Genomic DNA, 16603 nt, shown 5'->3' with positions numbered 1-16603 from the left:
TCGTCAGTTTCTACCGAAGTCAATGCGTCTGGATAACCTATGCATGCACTTAGTTCAGTCGATTGAAGACAGTTTAAATAATCGACCTAGAAAGGTGCTAGGGTTTAGAACGCCTCTTGAGGTAAAATCTAGCTTCGGGTGCGTTGCACTTCAATGTTGAATCCAAGTGCCAAAAAAAGCAGCCATTATGAGCTTATAATGGCTGCTTGATTAGAGTCTGTTATACATGCAAATATAATACTGTTGGCGACTATTCTTTAGAGCAATCAGGATAATGCTCTAAACGATTGCGCTATAACTAGCGCGCCATATAGTTGGTCATCTCTTCAACACCGTGCAGAGTCATGGGGTACATCTTGTTATCAAAGATTTTTTTGATCTCAACGATGGTCTGGGTATACTGCCAATAAGAAGGCGCTTCAGGATTGAGCCACGCCACCTTGTCAAAATGCTCCAGTACCCGCTTCAACCACACAATACCTGCCTCATTATTCATATATTCAACGCTACCACCGACCGTCATTAGCTCATATGGCGACATCGACGCGTCACCAACGAAGATAACGCGATACTCGCGACCGTATTTATTGAGCAGCTCATAGGTTGGCATCGGCGCACTATGGCGACGGTTATTGTCCTTCCAGACATAGTCGTATAGACAGTTATGAAAGTAAAAGAACTCTAAGGTTTTAAATTCATTTCTAGCCGCAGAAAATAGCTTCTCTAAAGCCTCGACATGGACATCCATACTGCCGCCGACATCAAACAGCATCAGCACTTTGACACGATTACGCCGCTCAGCTTGCATATGAATATCGAGCACGCCTTTTTTGGCGGTGCGCTTGATGGTCTCATGAATGTCTAGCTCATCCGCGCTACCGGTGCGGGCAAACTGACGCAAGTTACGCAGTGCCATCTGAATTTGGCGCGTACCAAGCTGACTGTCGTCATCGAGATTGCGATATTTACGCTGCTCCCAGACTTTGGCTGCGCTACGCTTACGCGATTCACCGCCGACGCGTACTCCTTCTGGATGGTCGCCATAGGCCCCAAAGGGTGACGTACCGCCAGTGCCGACCCATTTACTGCCGCCTTGATGACGCTCTTTTTGCTCTTTCAGACGCTCTTCAAGCGCTTTCATCAGCTCCTCTAACGAGCCATATTTTTTTAGCAATCGGCGCTGCTCTTCGGTCAGATTTTTTGGATCGAGCTTGAGATCTAGCCACTCTTTAGGAATGTCCGTCAGCTTGGCCAACAGCTCATCCATATCGAGACTGTCGACGCCTTCAAAATAATCTGACATGGCGCGGTCAAACTTATCAAAGTGGCGCTCGTCTTTGACCATGCACAGCCGAATCAGCCGATACATATCCTCACGACTGGCAAAGGTGGACAGCTCTGGATTTTCAGGATGCGTCTGCATCATCAGCCCTTGATCTAACGCGGCATTTAGGTCAAGTAGCTCACGGGTACTGACCGGCACACCGTAAGTACGTAAGGTATAGAACAATTTGATAAACATAAGAGTCGCATCACTTATTGGCTGATATGGTGACGAATGAAGCCGTTTTATGGGCTTCAATCATGAGCTTTAATCATGACAAATGGTCTGTCGCTTAACGACGCATCATATTAGCAAAGCGCTGCAACAAATTGACATCGGCTTCGTTTTTGAGCAGTGCACCATATAACGGCGGAATAGACTTCTCACCGCGCAGGTTTTCTTCTAGCTCTGCTTGAGCCATATCGTCAGCCAGTAGCAACGTTAACCAATCGACCAACTCTGAGGTTGATGGTGGCTTTTTAAGCCCTTGAACATTACGCAGCTTATAAAAGATATCGAGCGCATCATTGACCAGTTTTTCTTGAATATTAGGGAAATGGACGTCGATGATTTGACGCATAGTGTCCTCTTCTGGGAAGTCGATATAATGAAAGAAGCAACGACGCAAGAAGGCATCGGGCAGCTCTTTTTCATTGTTTGAGGTGATAATAACGACAGGACGCTGTGCAGCAGTGATGGTCTCGCCTGTCTCATAGACATAAAACGACATCTTATCGAGTTCATGCAATAAGTCATTGGGAAACTCGATATCGGCTTTATCAATCTCATCAATCAATAACACACTGCGCTCGTTACTGGTAAAGGCATCCCACAGCTTACCGGGCTTGATATAGTTGCCAATCTCATAAACCTTATCATCACCCAACTGCGAATCACGCAAGCGCGAGACGGCATCATATTCATACAGCCCTTGCTCCGCCTTGGTGGTTGATTTGATATGCCACGTAATCAGCGGCATACCCAAACTTTCAGCCACTTCTTCAGCCAGTAAGGTTTTACCTGTACCCGGCTCCCCTTTGATGAGTAGCGGCTTTTGCAAAGTCATCGCCGCGTTGACTGCCAATTGCAAGTCGTCGGTGGCAATATAGCTTTGCGTGCCAGTAAAGCTTTTCTTTGTTTTGTCAGTCGTGGTCATAATCAAGTCTCAGTTATTGTTATAAATTAAATGAATTAGAAGGCAAGTGATGAAAGGTAAATAATGAATTAGATTAGCACAGCATGATTGATTGCCAAAATACTCATGCGTTCGCAGTTGCTCGCAATTATCACCAATATCCAAACATACTACTCTATCTAGGCATGGATTGATAAACGAACACGCTCACATAAAAAAAGACACGCGCGGGTGTCTTTTTTTACTTATTCAGATTATTGCTTATGCAGATTGTTACTTATTCAGAGCTCTAGTACCTTCATAAGGGCAACTTTACCGTTAAAGCTGATCGGTTTTTTTGGGTAATTTGCTGTCTTTTTTTAAATTGACGTCCGCTTTAGGCTGCGACGCTAATGAGCCATTATCAGGCTGTCCAACGAGGTTTGGATTTTCTGTCAGATAATTGCCAGTGGTTAATTGAACCGTTGCCTGCGTGTCTTCTGCACTACGGCTGCGTGCTTTGTCCAAACTTGACTCAAACGCGCCGCGAATAAGTTGCCAGACAAAACCAACAAACAAGCCAACCACTAACACCACCAGTATCGGTAGCATATTAGCAACTGCGCCCGCCATGTCCTTCATCATGATGGCATAGACGACACCAATGCTCGCCGGCGCGATAACACTAGGATCGCCAAGGGTGGTGCCTGGTGCCAACAACACAGCAAACAGCATCATCCAGCTCATACCACCCAGCGGCCGTGGTAGCATACGAGCGACCAACAACCACAATACCAACACAATCACGACACCACCAAGATACGCATACATTGGTAAGTCTGCGGGTGGCACATCTTTTACCAGCTGTCCCCACCAGATAGCAATCTCACCGAGAATATCACTGATGGCTTCTAGCGGTAAGCTGTTTACGATATTTTTTAACCAGTCCATGCGTGTTTAATTACCTGCGTTTATAAACCGAGCAAGACGTTGTACGCTTGCGGTATATGGTACGTTCTGTCGTACTAAAAATAAGACCGAATACATCATCGACATGTACGCTTGATAGGTTCTAGTTTATCACGACTTCTTAATAAAAAGCATGCTGCCCATCGCTGAGACCTGTTTTTTTATCGCTTACTCAAAGAAAGAACGAAGCGTACTTGCCTATCAATCGCTGCAAACTCGCTTATTAATCGTTGCAAAAAAGTATGTTAGTCGTAAATATTGTCCTGCGCTTCGCGTGCACGCAACTCTGCTTGCCGGCGCATAACGTCTTGTGGCGGCATTTGTACAAAATATCCTTGCGCTTGTAACTTCGCCAATACCTCTGCTTTATCAACACGCGCGAGCGTCGGTGTCGCTTCTAAATCTAGATGCATCACAAACTTACTGCGACCTAAACCAGCACGGAAATCTTTTGGCAACACGCCAAGCCAGTCCTTCAGCTCGTCGGTGTCATCAGGATAATCAGGGCGAGCAATATAGACATACATACCGTCATGTTTGGAAAATTTATAAATATCACAATGCATAAGGACCACCTATCAGAAACTATAGGCGTAGGTTAGCATAATTTCGCTAAATTTCAGTAGTCGCTTTACGTTCTGCTATGGTAAACCATGCCAAAATTATGCGCTGTCATAAAGACTAAAGCGTTCAACTTATCGATACTTCGACCGTTTATTCTGACAATAATGTCGTTTTCGACAAAATTATGCACTTTAATGCGGTTGATGACTTGTAAAAGTGCCCTGAACCTTTCATAATAAAAGCGTTTTTCAGGAGAGAGTCTGCGGGCGCAACTGTTGTATCAGACCGTATTGGTCATACCACGTTGCACGTTGCCACCAGACCACCGAAGGCGCATCCACCCTGCCAATCGCTCAGGTAAAAGGACTGAAAAGCACATGTCAATTTTGTTTGCTGTGCTGCCATCATTTGTGCATCACATACTCAAGCATTGGGCATAACAAATCTGGAGAGCGGTAAGGACGGACGACGTCTTACCCACCGAAGGGGAGAAAATACGCTATCATCAGTGATAGGTCTTTTAAAGCCAAGCTCTTTACATATTTTTTAGAGCTGCCTTTAAAACTATGATGATTCGTGTTGAAAATCTCAGGTCACAGGACAGATAGGGCTTTTGCTTAAACCGACGTTCAGCGTTTGTTTGGCTTATTGCTCTATCTTTATTTCTGTGCCGCCCTTGGTTGCAATGCTTGCACCCTGCAATATTGCTTCTCTCTACTATGATAATGCGCATCGCTCATTACTCTACCGAGTACGACTGATGTACACATAAGGATTTGTTATGATCGATACCCACTCTCAAGAAACTCACGCTCAAAATACTCAAGCACCGCAGCGCACGCCCCTTTACCAGTCTCACGTCGATAGTGAGGGCAAACTGGTGGATTTTTCTGGTTGGGAATTACCCATTCATTACGGTTCACAAATCGAAGAGCATGAAGCGGTGCGTACCGATGCTGGCATGTTTGATGTCTCACACATGGTCGTCGCTGATATCAAAGGTGGTGATGCCAAAGCTTGGCTACAGAAACTATTGGCCAATGATGTTGATAAACTAAAAACCGTCGGTAAAGCGCTATATTCTGGCATGCTCAACGAGCAAGGCGGCGTCATTGATGACCTAATCGTTTACTTAATGAATGAAGAGGCTACCGAATATCGTATCGTCTCAAACGCGGCTACTCGTGATAAAGACATGGCACAATTTGAAAAAGTCGCCGAAGGTTTTGACATCAATATTACTGAGCGTCCAGAGCTTGCCATGATTGCCGTGCAAGGACCAAATGCGGTTGCAAAACTGGCACAAGCTAAACCTAGCTGGGCAGATACGTTGGCTGAACTTAAGCCTTTCGTTGGTGCTGACTTAACAGACATCGAAGGCGCTGATTGGTTCGTGGCTCGTACGGGTTACACTGGTGAAGATGGCGTCGAAGTGATTATGCATGGCGATGCTGCTCCAGCATTCTTTGAATTATTAAAAGTCAATGGCGTGAAGCCAGCCGGCCTTGGCGCGCGCGACACGTTGCGCATGGAAGCCGGTATGAACCTCTATGGTCACGATATGGACGAGACCATTAGCCCTTACGAATGTAATATGGGTTGGACACTCGCATTAAAAGACGAGCGTGATTTTGTCGGTCGTGAAGCTTTAGTCAGCAAACGCCAGCAGTCAAAAGACGACAACACCGCCATGAAGCAAGTTGGCTTACTATTGACAACGCGCGGTGTATTACGTGAAGGTATGAGTGTGACTATCAATCAAGGCACGGACAATGAACAAACTGGGGTGATTACCAGTGGTACCTTCTCCCCTAGCCTAAAAAATTCGATTGCGATTGCCCGTGTCCCTGCCAGCTTATCAGATGATGACAATGTACAGGTCGATTTGCGTGGCAAAGGTAAGTTCGCTGATGTCCGCGTCCTTAAACTACCGTTTGTCCGTAATGGCAAGCAGCAGTTTGACTCTTAGTCATCATAAATTCTATTATTAGCTTCCACTATTTTTGTAAACCATCCTCTATCACTTAGGAGAGAGACCATGAGTAATATCCCAGCAGAACTAAAATACATCGCCAGCCACGAGTGGCTACGCCTAGAAGACGACGGTACTATCACTGTTGGTATCACTGACCATGCTCAAGACCTATTGGGTGACGTGGTGTTTGTTGAACTTCCTGATGTTGGCGACACCATTGCCGTTGATGACGAAATCTCAGTCGTAGAGTCTGTAAAGGCTGCCTCTGACGTCTATGCGCCTATTTCAGGTGAAGTCGTTGCCATCAATGAAGCACTAGAAGATGATCCAGAAATCATCAACTCTGACCCATACGGTGAAGGTTGGTTCTTTAGAATGAAGCCTGATAACATCGCTGACTACGAAGCGCTGTTAACCGCTGATGAGTATGAGAACGAACTATAGTCAATCCACTATAAAAGTGTTACACCACTTTTAAATTGAATCGACTCTATAATCTGAGTTTTACTCTCTCGATTAAAAGCGGTATTTGACTGAAATGAAATACCGCTATGTGTAATCTTAAAAAATGTAACTTAAAAATACAACTAGAAAAATATAATTTACTATGACAGATATTGGCATCAGCTGGTATCTGTACGCTTTTTCCCAAAACACTTATCGCTCAATTTATTACGTCTAATCGCTATCTGATTTATTCATATCAATCACTTGTCAGACGCTATTGAGCAGACACACTCAATACTGACCGAGTTGATCACTTAATCCCCAGCATGGATCCTAATATGACTTCCAACTCTGATAACAACGACAATATTGCCACACCCAAACACACACCGCAGCTGCAAGCGTTTCGTGAAGTGGTCGAGTCACGCCGTTCCGTGCGTCGCTTTACTGACACACTGATACCTGACGATGTGTTAGCAGATTGTCTGCGTTTGGCCATGCTAGCGCCGAATTCGAGCAATCTACAGCCGTGGGAATTTTATGTGATCGATGATGCGGATAAGCGCAAACGTACGGTCAAAAACTGCATGAATCAAAATGCGGCAAAAACGGCAGCGCGCTTGATTGCGGTCGTTGCGCGTACGGATATCTGGCAAGATCACGCCCAGCAAATCTTACGTGAATATCCTGAATCGCCAGTGCCCAAAAAAGTCAAAGACTACTACACCAAAGTCGTCGCCATGGACTTTTTGCGAGGGCCAGCCAACGTGGTGTCAGCGGCAAAATGGAGTGCTACTCAAGTATTTAGACGGGTAAAAGGGCCGATCAAGTCACCTTACTATACTTTTGAAGACACCAAAAACTGGGCCACCAACAATACGGCACTGGCTGCTGAAAACTTAATGCTGGCACTACGTGCGCACGGCTTTGATAGCTGTCCGATGGGCGGCTTCGATGAGCCTGCCATGAAGCGCTTGTTAGGTTTAAGCGATGATCAGCACATCATTATGATGATTGGTGCTGGCGAACGCGCTGACAATGGCATTTACAGTAGCCAGTTCCGCTTTGACCAAGAACAGTTTGTCCATTACGTTTAATTAACCCTAACGTTATTTTATTTAAGTCAATCCCTTTATTACTCCCTTAACCAAGGACTGTCATGACTATCTCTCAAAACCCGACGTTTGATACCTTTCAAGGTTTATTTAACGAAGCTGAATTTGTCTATCGTCATTTAGGCTCAAATGAGACCAAACAAGCTGATCTGCTCAGTACAATTGGTTATAAAGACATGGCGAGCTTTATCAATGATACGGTGCCTGAGCCCGTACGCTTGCACAAAGACTTAGACTTGCCACTGGCGATGAGTGAGCACGCCGCGTTGGCTAAATTGCGCGCCATGGCAGATAATATCACCGTTAATAAAAGCTACATCGGTCAAGGCTATTCACCTGTACGTATGCCTGCGGTTATTCAGCGTAATGTGCTTGAAAATCCAGGTTGGTATACCGCTTACACCCCTTATCAAGCTGAAATTGCTCAAGGTCGTCTAGAAGCCTTACTTAACTTCCAGCAAGTTTGTATCGATTTGACTGGTCTAGAAATGGCTGGGGCATCGTTACTTGACGAAGCCACTGCTGCTGCTGAAGCCATGGCCATGTCAAAGCGGGTGAGCAAAAGCAAATCAAATCAGTTTTTTGTTGATGACCGCATTTATCCACAAACCTTAGATGTCATCAATACTCGTGCCAAGTATTTTGGTTGGGAAGTGGTCGTTGGTGATTTTGAAACCGCCAAATCAGGTGATTATTTTGGGGCATTATTCCAATACGTCGGTGTTGAGGGCGATGTAAAAGACCTAACTGACGTCATCGCTGCGGTGAGGAAAAACAAAACCTACATCAGCGTCGTCAGTGACATCATGAGCTTAGTATTACTAAAATCACCAGCCGATATGGGCGCAGACGTAGCGTTAGGCAGCACTCAGCGCTTTGGTATTCCCATGGGCTTTGGTGGTCCACATGCCGCTTATTTTGCGTTCTCTGATAAAGCCAAGCGCTCAGCACCTGGCCGTATCATTGGCGTCTCAAAAGATTCGCAAGGCAATACGGCATTACGTATGGCATTACAAACTCGTGAACAGCATATCCGCCGCGAAAAAGCCAACTCAAACATCTGTACCTCGCAAGTATTGCTGGCGAACCTAGCAGGTATGTACGCAGTTTATCATGGTCCAGGTGGCGTGAAGCGTATCGCCACACGTATCCATGCTTTTGCCACAGCCTTCGCCAATGTCATTAGAGAAGCTAATGACAGCAACTTAAGCGTGGTACATGATCAGTTCTTTGATACCGTCGTTATCGATTGCGGTTCAGAAAAACTGGCGACGCAAATCTTTGAAAATGCGGACAATGTTGGTTATAACTTATGGCGTCTCGATGATAACAAACTGGGTGTCGCCTTTAGTGAAACCAGTGATCAGCAAGACTTTACGGTGTTAACCCAACTGTTCGTGAGTAAGTCGCATGATTTGCCTGAGGCTGTTAGCCTGTCACTTGATAGTGCACATTTACGTACCGACGACATCTTAACCCATCCGGTATTTAACACGCATCATACCGAGCATGAGATGCTGCGCTACTTAAAATCGCTCGAAGACAAAGATTTGGCGATGAACCGCAGTATGATTTCACTCGGTAGCTGTACCATGAAACTGAACGCAACCAGTGAGATGCTACCGATTACGTGGCCTGAATTTGCCAATGTGCATCCATTTGCACCGCGCGATCAAGTCACCGGCTACATTGACATGATTGATAGCCTACAAGACCAACTCAAAGCCATTACTGGTTTTGATGATGTGTCTATGCAGCCAAACTCTGGTGCGTCAGGTGAGTATGCTGGCCTACTGGCGATTCGCCGCTATCATGAATCATTGGGCGAGACCAATCGTGATGTCTGTCTCATTCCAATGTCAGCGCACGGTACCAACCCTGCGACTGCCATGATGATGGGCATGCAAGTCGTCGTGGTCAAAACGGATGAAAATGGCAACGTTGATATCGAAGATTTGACCGCTAAATGTGAAGAGCATAGCGCCAATCTAGGTGCATTGATGATTACTTACCCGTCGACGCATGGTGTGTTCGAAGAAGGCATCCGTCATATTTGTGATTTGATTCATAAGCATGGCGGCCAAGTCTATATGGATGGTGCCAATATGAATGCGCAGGTCGGCATGATGCAGCCTGCGGATGTCGGTGCAGACGTCCTACATATGAACTTGCATAAAACCTTCTGTATCCCACATGGCGGCGGTGGTCCTGGTATGGGCCCTATCGGTATGAAGGCACATTTAGCACCATTTATGGCCAACCATACGCTAAGCCCTGTACATAATGCCCAAAAAGACTGTTCTGCCGTATCGGCAGCGCCTTATGGCTCAGCCAGCATTTTACCAATTTCATGGATGTATATTGCCATGATGGGCCGTGATGGTCTGCTTAAAGCCACTGAGCTTGCGCTATTGAATGCTAATTATGTTGCCGCGCAATTAAAAGATCATTACCCTGTGTTATATGCTGGCAAAAATGGTCGCGTCGCGCACGAATGTATTATCGATATTCGTCCGCTAAAGGAAGAAACTGGCATCAGCGAAAGCGATATTGCCAAGCGCTTGATGGATTATGGTTTCCATTCACCAACCATGAGCTTCCCAGTGGCTGGCACTCTGATGATTGAGCCAACTGAATCTGAATCTAAAGAAGAGTTAGATCGTTTTATCAGTGCGCTAAAATCTATCAAAGCTGAAGCGATGAAAGCCAAAGCAGGCGAAGACAATTGGACGCTAGAAGACAATCCATTGGTCAATGCACCGCATACTGCCGCTATGGTCACCAATAGCGAGTGGACGCATCCCTACAGCCGCGATGTTGCCGCATTCCCATTGCCTTATGTACGTGCTCATAAGTTCTGGCCGAGTGTGGCTCGCATTGATGATGCTTATGGCGATAAGAATCTGATGTGTTCTTGCCCAAGTATTGAAAACTATATGTAGTTTTCAAACAAGTATGAATAATTGATATAAAAATAAACCTCCAAGTCAGTAGCTGATTTGGAGGTTTTTATTTTGCATATAGATTGTCAACGTTTTTCGCTGTTGCTTAGGCCTAACCACCCAACCAACCTTTATCTAAACCACATTCTATCCAGCTCACTTTTACCTGATCTGTAATGTTAGCATTAGGATAAGTAAATGCCCCGCCGCCAAGATAAAGCTCATCGCCAATCTTATAGGGTTTTCCTTCAAACAACAGAATCTTTTTATCTACATCCCACGAAAATGAATCATCCGCTAATACCAATAAATATGTATTGTCTTTCGTCGTTAGCTCTTCACTATCCCTAGTCAAAGCAAGACAGTTATTAACAACTGTTAAATATCCAGATACCATAGCTGTAAACCGACCGTTATATTTAGTTGGTGACCAAGTAGCAATTTGTAGAGGTGGCTCAACTACTAACGGTTGACTTACTATTGGTACGCTTGCCAGAACAGACACAGGCTTTTCTAACTCTTGACTAACGCATCCTGATAGTGATAGAACCGCGGATATTAAGAAAAAACACTCTAGATAATTTGACAACCTTTACCCCTAAAGAGTTAATATAAAAGAATCTGTCTGTCCGCTTATTTTAATAAACAAGCGTCGATAATAAATCTTATGATATTACTGATTTGGACATTTTTATGCAACAAAAAGCTTCGAGACAAAAAGCTTCGAGACAAAAAAGCCGCGTCATTCTGATTCATGGCTTACATCAAGCCGCATTTGTTATGCGTCCATTGGCTAAACGCTTGCAAATAGCAGGGTTTGATACCTATCAATATGGCTATCGCAGTATGCGTGACGGCATCAAAACCAATAGTGCCCGATTAAATGACTGGCTAGAAAACCATCATCATCCAGACCAGCCAATCGATTTGGTCGGTCATAGTTTGGGCGGTTTAATTATTCGAGATTTTGTCACTGCGTATCCGCAATGGCAAATTGGACGCTGCGTCACACTAGGCACGCCGCATATGGGTAGCATTTGTGCGGATTATATTTGGCGCTTGATCCCAGCTGTGGTGGGACGCTCATATATCGATGCATTAGATGGAACCGTCGCACCTTTACCAAAACACATTGAGCTTGGTGTGATTGCAGGGAATCGCCCGTATGGTTTGGGACAGTTATTTTTGCATCATCATAACCGCAAACTGCGTAAAGCAGATGTGCCACCACTGAAGCAGCAACTTGACCACGATGGCACAGTGTATGTAGAAGAAACCAAAATGGAGGCAGCAGTCGATCATATCGTCATGCCAGTCTCACATACCGGCATGTTAGTTAACAAAGAAGTCGCTAAACAAGCCTTTTACTTTCTAGAGCATGGGAAGTTTGAGCGTTAGATTGGAAAAAAACCAGATAACAAGTTAGATTTAAATTGAGTATAAACTAATGAGCAATAATGAATTTGATCCAAATAAATATAGTTATTTAGAGACTAAACCAAATAATCTTAAAATATTAATTGTTATAATACTCTGCTCTGGCTTATTTGGTGTCTACTCATATTTTAGCGACAAGTCCAAAGTCATAAAGTTAAATGAGCCACCTTTAGACCCTTTTTGGAGTTTTGTTGTTAGTAACGAGCAAGTAGAAGTGTATACTGATTTAGTCAATGTAAATATGGAAAATCAAGACTCTGATAAAGTAGATTATTGGGAAAAGATAGTTATGCTAAACGGATTTGAAGTAAGTGACGACATCAACGATCAAATACTATTGGATTTTGACAAACCTTTAGAGACTATTATTAGTCACTTCTTAGTAGATTGTTCGAATAGTACTTATCAACGTTTAAATACAATTTATACTCAAGTTGATGGCAAAACACGATTTATGAATACATACGACGATCCGTTACCAGCTGTTGCCATCAATGATGATATGTTAAATTATTATAGTTCACAGTATGCTTGTCAAATTAAAGATATGGACATCGCACAACGACTGGCTACGGTCGAATAATCTATTGGTTAACAACAATCGCTTTACTTAACACCCATGCCTTGCTGTAATTCAGTTTTGTGCTTCTCAATTACTGGTATCAAGGTTTGCGTCACCCACTCATTGCGCCAGCCTTTTAAGCCTTCTGGTAGCTTGCTTAAATCTTTATCAAATGCAATCACTTCATACAGCTGCCCCAGCCATTTTTTACGCATTAATACATTAGCAGGCACGCCAATAGCTTCTGCTTGCTCATCGATCGCTTGTTGCACAGCCTTTGACAGCACTTTATTTTTTGAGCGATAAGGCGGCAATAGACAGTCTGGATATTCAGCAGGATGCAGATTTTTTGCCTCTTTTATTACTTTAAGCAACTCTTCGCCATACAGTCGCAACATGCTACGGTGCATCGTGGTTTTATGCGCCAACTCGCGCATGCTGGTTGGCTTTTCAGTGATAATCTCGCGTACGGCTTGTTTCTTAATCACAAAAGTGCGCGGCTGATTGGTCGAACGCGCCAGCTCTTCTCGCCAAGTCGCCACCGCTTTTAATATCGCCATTTGCTGCGAGTTATAGCGATAATCAGCCATCGTTAAGTACATCGCTTCGTCCTCAACATGCTGAGCGTCGTACAAATCGCTGGCATAAAGCTGACAATCCGCCCAGACATATTCAAACAGTCCTTGCTTTTTTAGCTCGTATTCGAGGCTCAAATAAAGCGCTGGCAAGAAGCGTACGTCATCAATCGCATATTGCTCTTGCTCATCTGAGAGCGGACGCTGTAGCCAGTCCGACTGACTTTGTTCTTTATCGATGTGCATATCTAACTGATCATCAAGCGCCTGCTGATAGCCCATTTGCAATTGGCCAGTTAAATATGACAGGGCAATTTGGGTATCAAAGATATTGGTCAATGGCGGGCAACCAGACAACAGATAAAAAATCCCCAAATCTTCACCACAAGCATGCCAAATCGCTACGTCAACTTCGCTAAGCGCTTGCCAAAAATCAGCCAACTGCAATTGCGGCGCATCCAATAAATATACATGATTGCCGGTATTTAGCTGTACCAATGCCAAGCGTGGATAATAAGTATCGCGCTTGATAAACTCGGTATCTAACGCCACTCGCCCGCAAGTCGCCAATGCATCGATGACTTCAGCCAAACCATCTTGCTCACGCACCCACGTGATGGCAACTTCATCCGCAATATCCAATAATGCATCGATATCTGGTTCAGGCGGCACAGCTGTTGACGCTATATCAGTATTAATTGATTGCTTTGATGCATCGTCAGTAGCAGCAGTGTTGTCTGCACGGTTTGATTGGGTAGAAGCGGTTGAAGCTAATGAAGCATTGTTGGACACGGGCAGATACCTGCATAAATAGGAGAAAATAAAACGCCAAACTGCGTCTTAATGAAAGATAACAATAGTAGCAATTAAGCAATTATAACAAGTTCATAAAATAAAATGGGCAAGATTTGGGTTTTATAGAGAACTTATGAAATTGCTATAGAAAATACTATAAGAAGGAACGATTTTGCATCGCTTGTCCAAGGGTCATACTATCAAGGTACTCCAGCTCGCCACCCATCGGGACACCTTGTGCCAAACGCGTCACTTTATTGACATGACGGCCGACGGCTTCGCTGATAAAGTGGGCGGTGGTCTGCCCTTCGACAGTCGTACCCGTTGCCAAGATCAATTCCTCAACAGGCTCTTGCTTAACCCGCCAGACCAGTTGATCGATATTTAAATCATCAGCGCTAATACCATCAATCGGTGATAAATGACCGCCTAAAACAAAGTAGCGACCACGATAACCTGCCGTTTGCTCGATAGCCATCACATCTGCTGCGGTTTCGACCACGCATAATAGGCCATCATCACGCCTTGGGTCTTGGCATAGTGGACAAACGGCCTCGTCACTAAAACTGTGACAGCGCTCGCACTCAACGATATCACGCATCGCCTCATCAAGCGCTTGCGCCAGTGCCATGCCTTGTGGACGTTTTTTGGTGAGCAGATGCAGCGCCATACGTTGGGCACTTTTTTGACCCACACCCGGCAAAATGCGCAGTTGTTTGACCAGTTGATCAAATTTGGCTGTCAGCAAAGTAACTTCCTTTATTTAACTTAATTTATAAACCGTAGCTATAAAAATGGGGTCGTATCGTGTCGATAACAACCCCATTTTTGTCTTCAATATGCAGTATTTGGCACCTAAAAACTTAACCTTTACAAACTTAGTAGTTAAAAGGCAGTTGCTTAGAACATACCTTGCATACCTGGTGGCAGACCCATACCTGAGGTCGCGCCTGCCATCGTTTCTTCGTACAGCTCATCCGCTTGACGCACCGCGTCATTGATAGCCGCAGCGATTAAGTCTTCGATCATATCCGGCTCATCTTCAAGCAAGCTTGGATCGATGGTCAAACGCTTAACCACATGTCGACCCGTCATAGTGACTTTTACCAAACCACTGCCCGCTTCAGCTTGCACTTCTTTATTGGCCAGCTCTTTTTTAGCATTTTCAACGTTTGCTTCGACTTTCTTTTGCATCGTTTGTGCTTGTTGCATCAATGCTTGGATATTCATAGTTGCCTCTTTGTCTTTATAGTAATGAGTAATATAGTAATGAGTAATTTTTATTAACGTAGATCATAACGTAAATTTTATGCGTTAACAGTGATTATACCGTTATCTTTACAAACTGTCTAAACCACGCGCCAAATCTTTAATGATGTCTTCTACATCTTCCAAGCCGACCGACAGACGAATAAGGCCGTCTTTGACGCCTGCTTCTGCTCGTGCTTCAGGCGTCAGGCGAAAATGGGTAGTGGTCGCCGGATGGGTAATCGTGGTTTTGGCGTCGCCCAAATTATTGGTGATAGAGACCATTTGCGTGGAATCTATCACATGCCATGCAGCGGCTTTTGAATCCTGACTATTTGAATCAGTGCTAGCAGATGGTTTGACTTCAAAACCCATAATAGCACCATAGCCGCCTTTCATATGATGTTGACGCGTCGCCAGTTCATGCGCAGGATGATCGCTCAAACCTGAAAAGTGCACCGTGCTGACATTGGGATGATTGACCAAAAAATCCGCCACTTGATTGGCATTGTTGCAGTGCGCTTGCATACGCAATTTCAGCGTCTCAAGCCCCTTAGTAAAGACCCACGCGTTGAACGGGCTCATGCTGATACCGCCTGAGCGCACCACGGTAAAGGCCTCTTGCATCAGCGCATCGCTACCGACCAAGGCACCGCCCAATACACGACCTTGCCCGTCTAAATACTTGGTCGCAGAATGTATCACCACATCGGCACCCAAGTCGAGTGGACGCTGCAGCGCTGGCGTGGCAAAGCAATTATCCACCACCAATAAGATATCGTTGGCCTTGCATAGCTTGCTTAAATAGTCGATATCACAAATCTGCGCTAATGGATTACTAGGACTCTCACAATAAATAACCTTGGTATTTGGCTGTACAGCCTTAGCCCACGCGTCATTATCGAAGCAATCGACATAGCTGACTTCCACACCGAACTTTGCCATATAATTATTAAATAGACCAATGGATGAGCCAAACAATTGATTGGCAGCAAGCAGATGATCGCCTGCTTTTAAATACGCCAAGCACATGGTCAAAATCGCCCCCATGCCTGAGGCTGTCGCCACCGCACGCTCACCATTTTCAAGCGCTGCCAAACGACGTTCAAAGGTACGCACGCTTGGATTGGTGTGGCGTGAGTAAACGTTGCCCGTCTTGTCACCATTAAAATGCGCTGCCGCGTCCGCCGCCGACTCATAAACATAGGAGCTGGTGGTAAAGATAGCCTCTGAATGCTCGCCTTCATCGGTGCGATGTTGCCCTGCACGCACAGCGATGGTCTGCATGCCATAATCAAGGTCTAAATTGAGCGCGTCACTGCGCCAGTTAGGATCTAATTTATTTAAATGGTTATCATCATGCGCTTGCGACTGACTCATAAATCTTCCGTTACTCTTGTTGGTAGTAAAATAATTCTTAGTAAAATGGTTGAGCATAAAATGACGGCTTATTCTCTAATTATCGACACCATTCATCAGCGTTATCATATCATGTCAACTTATTCCAAACATCTGGTTTCAGAGCACTACTAAATA

General features: G+C 44.7%; 15 protein-coding genes, 1 pseudogene and 2 riboswitches. Of the genes and pseudogenes, 7 read left to right on the top strand and 9 right to left on the bottom strand.

What is annotated here, in order from left to right:
- Positions 1-160: pseudogene (locus HQR03_RS14445) on the top strand (IS30 family transposase); the annotation flags it as partial.
- 138 nt (positions 161-298) lie between these two features.
- Here HQR03_RS14445 and HQR03_RS10085 read toward each other — a convergent pair.
- From HQR03_RS10085 to HQR03_RS10070, 4 genes are all read right to left on the bottom strand, one after another.
- Positions 299-1522 carry a vWA domain-containing protein gene (locus HQR03_RS10085; RefSeq protein ID WP_101212118.1) on the bottom strand — a complete coding sequence of 408 codons (1224 nt, stop codon included), beginning with the start codon at positions 1520-1522 and terminating at the stop codon, positions 299-301.
- A 94-nt stretch (positions 1523-1616) separates the two neighbouring features.
- Positions 1617-2480, bottom strand: coding sequence for an AAA family ATPase (locus HQR03_RS10080; protein ID WP_025651267.1), 864 nt, complete (start codon positions 2478-2480; stop codon positions 1617-1619).
- Positions 2481-2777: 297 nt separating this feature from the next.
- Complete coding sequence (locus HQR03_RS10075; protein ID WP_173240077.1) at positions 2778-3389, bottom strand: hypothetical protein; 612 nt, start codon at positions 3387-3389, stop codon at positions 2778-2780.
- Positions 3390-3652: 263 nt separating this feature from the next.
- A complete protein-coding gene (locus HQR03_RS10070; protein WP_025651269.1) occupies positions 3653-3973 on the bottom strand; it encodes a YcgL domain-containing protein in 321 nt (106 codons plus the stop codon).
- A 237-nt stretch (positions 3974-4210) separates the two neighbouring features.
- Positions 4211-4350: riboswitch (glycine riboswitch) on the top strand.
- A gap of 56 nt (positions 4351-4406) precedes the next feature.
- Positions 4407-4585: riboswitch (glycine riboswitch) on the top strand.
- A 167-nt stretch (positions 4586-4752) separates the two neighbouring features.
- On the opposite strand from HQR03_RS10070, the gene gcvT reads away from it, so the two are divergent.
- The 4 genes from gcvT (at position 4753) to gcvP (ending at position 10450) form a co-directional block, all read left to right on the top strand.
- Positions 4753-5940, top strand: coding sequence for a glycine cleavage system aminomethyltransferase GcvT (gcvT, locus tag HQR03_RS10065; RefSeq protein ID WP_173240076.1), 1188 nt, complete (start codon positions 4753-4755; stop codon positions 5938-5940).
- 69 nt (positions 5941-6009) lie between these two features.
- Positions 6010-6390, top strand: coding sequence for a glycine cleavage system protein GcvH (gene gcvH / locus HQR03_RS10060; protein WP_025651271.1), 381 nt, complete (start codon positions 6010-6012; stop codon positions 6388-6390).
- 341 nt (positions 6391-6731) lie between these two features.
- Complete coding sequence (locus tag HQR03_RS10055; RefSeq protein WP_025651272.1) at positions 6732-7490, top strand: nitroreductase family protein; 759 nt, start codon at positions 6732-6734, stop codon at positions 7488-7490.
- Between the two features lie 62 nt (positions 7491-7552).
- Entirely contained in the window at positions 7553-10450 is a 2898-nt protein-coding gene (gene gcvP / locus HQR03_RS10050) for an aminomethyl-transferring glycine dehydrogenase (protein WP_173240075.1), read from the top strand.
- Between the two features lie 112 nt (positions 10451-10562).
- Here gcvP and HQR03_RS10045 read toward each other — a convergent pair whose 3' ends face one another.
- Positions 10563-11039, bottom strand: coding sequence for a hypothetical protein (locus tag HQR03_RS10045; RefSeq protein WP_173240074.1), 477 nt, complete (start codon positions 11037-11039; stop codon positions 10563-10565).
- A gap of 104 nt (positions 11040-11143) precedes the next feature.
- Between HQR03_RS10045 and HQR03_RS10040 the strand changes: the two genes are divergently transcribed.
- Both HQR03_RS10040 and HQR03_RS10035 read left to right on the top strand, forming a co-directional pair.
- Positions 11144-11848 carry an esterase/lipase family protein gene (locus HQR03_RS10040; RefSeq protein WP_173240073.1) on the top strand — a complete coding sequence of 235 codons (705 nt, stop codon included), beginning with the start codon at positions 11144-11146 and terminating at the stop codon, positions 11846-11848.
- 49 nt (positions 11849-11897) lie between these two features.
- Entirely contained in the window at positions 11898-12470 is a 573-nt protein-coding gene (locus HQR03_RS10035) for a hypothetical protein (protein WP_173240072.1), read from the top strand.
- A gap of 23 nt (positions 12471-12493) precedes the next feature.
- Here HQR03_RS10035 and HQR03_RS10030 read toward each other — a convergent pair whose 3' ends face one another.
- The 4 genes from HQR03_RS10030 to HQR03_RS10015 form a co-directional block, all read right to left on the bottom strand.
- Positions 12494-13816, bottom strand: a complete 1323-nt coding sequence (locus HQR03_RS10030; protein WP_173240071.1) for an HRDC domain-containing protein — start codon at positions 13814-13816, stop codon at positions 12494-12496.
- Between the two features lie 157 nt (positions 13817-13973).
- A complete protein-coding gene (gene recR, locus HQR03_RS10025) occupies positions 13974-14567 on the bottom strand; it encodes a recombination mediator RecR (RefSeq protein ID WP_025651277.1) in 594 nt (197 codons plus the stop codon).
- 152 nt (positions 14568-14719) lie between these two features.
- Positions 14720-15049, bottom strand: a complete 330-nt coding sequence (locus HQR03_RS10020) for a YbaB/EbfC family nucleoid-associated protein (RefSeq protein ID WP_025651278.1) — start codon at positions 15047-15049, stop codon at positions 14720-14722.
- A gap of 108 nt (positions 15050-15157) precedes the next feature.
- On the bottom strand, positions 15158-16447 hold the full coding sequence (locus HQR03_RS10015; RefSeq protein WP_025651279.1) for an O-succinylhomoserine sulfhydrylase: 1290 nt from the start codon (positions 16445-16447) through the stop codon (positions 15158-15160).
- Between the last annotated feature and the right edge of the window lie 156 nt (positions 16448-16603).

It is taken from the genome of Psychrobacter okhotskensis, assembly GCF_013248965.1.
Classification (GTDB): domain Bacteria; phylum Pseudomonadota; class Gammaproteobacteria; order Pseudomonadales; family Moraxellaceae; genus Psychrobacter; species Psychrobacter okhotskensis.
Note: the sequence above shows the minus strand (reverse complement) of the source record. Positions and strands in the feature narration are given on the sequence as shown.

Excerpts from the sequence above, each read along its gene's own strand:
- HQR03_RS10085 (WP_101212118.1), bottom strand. The coding sequence starts at position 1,522 with ATGTTTATCAAATTGTTCTATACCTTACGTACTTACGGTGTGCCGGTC.
- HQR03_RS10080 (WP_025651267.1), bottom strand. The coding sequence starts at position 2,480 with ATGACCACGACTGACAAAACAAAGAAAAGCTTTACTGGCACGCAAAGC.
- HQR03_RS10075 (WP_173240077.1), bottom strand. The coding sequence starts at position 3,389 with ATGGACTGGTTAAAAAATATCGTAAACAGCTTACCGCTAGAAGCCATC.
- HQR03_RS10070 (WP_025651269.1), bottom strand. The coding sequence starts at position 3,973 with ATGCATTGTGATATTTATAAATTTTCCAAACATGACGGTATGTATGTC.
- gcvT (WP_173240076.1), top strand. The coding sequence starts at position 4,753 with ATGATCGATACCCACTCTCAAGAAACTCACGCTCAAAATACTCAAGCA.
- gcvH (WP_025651271.1), top strand. The coding sequence starts at position 6,010 with ATGAGTAATATCCCAGCAGAACTAAAATACATCGCCAGCCACGAGTGG.
- HQR03_RS10055 (WP_025651272.1), top strand. The coding sequence starts at position 6,732 with ATGACTTCCAACTCTGATAACAACGACAATATTGCCACACCCAAACAC.
- gcvP (WP_173240075.1), top strand. The coding sequence starts at position 7,553 with ATGACTATCTCTCAAAACCCGACGTTTGATACCTTTCAAGGTTTATTT.
- HQR03_RS10040 (WP_173240073.1), top strand. The coding sequence starts at position 11,144 with ATGCAACAAAAAGCTTCGAGACAAAAAGCTTCGAGACAAAAAAGCCGC.
- HQR03_RS10035 (WP_173240072.1), top strand. The coding sequence starts at position 11,898 with ATGAGCAATAATGAATTTGATCCAAATAAATATAGTTATTTAGAGACT.
- HQR03_RS10020 (WP_025651278.1), bottom strand. The coding sequence starts at position 15,049 with ATGAATATCCAAGCATTGATGCAACAAGCACAAACGATGCAAAAGAAA.
- HQR03_RS10015 (WP_025651279.1), bottom strand. The coding sequence starts at position 16,447 with ATGAGTCAGTCGCAAGCGCATGATGATAACCATTTAAATAAATTAGAT.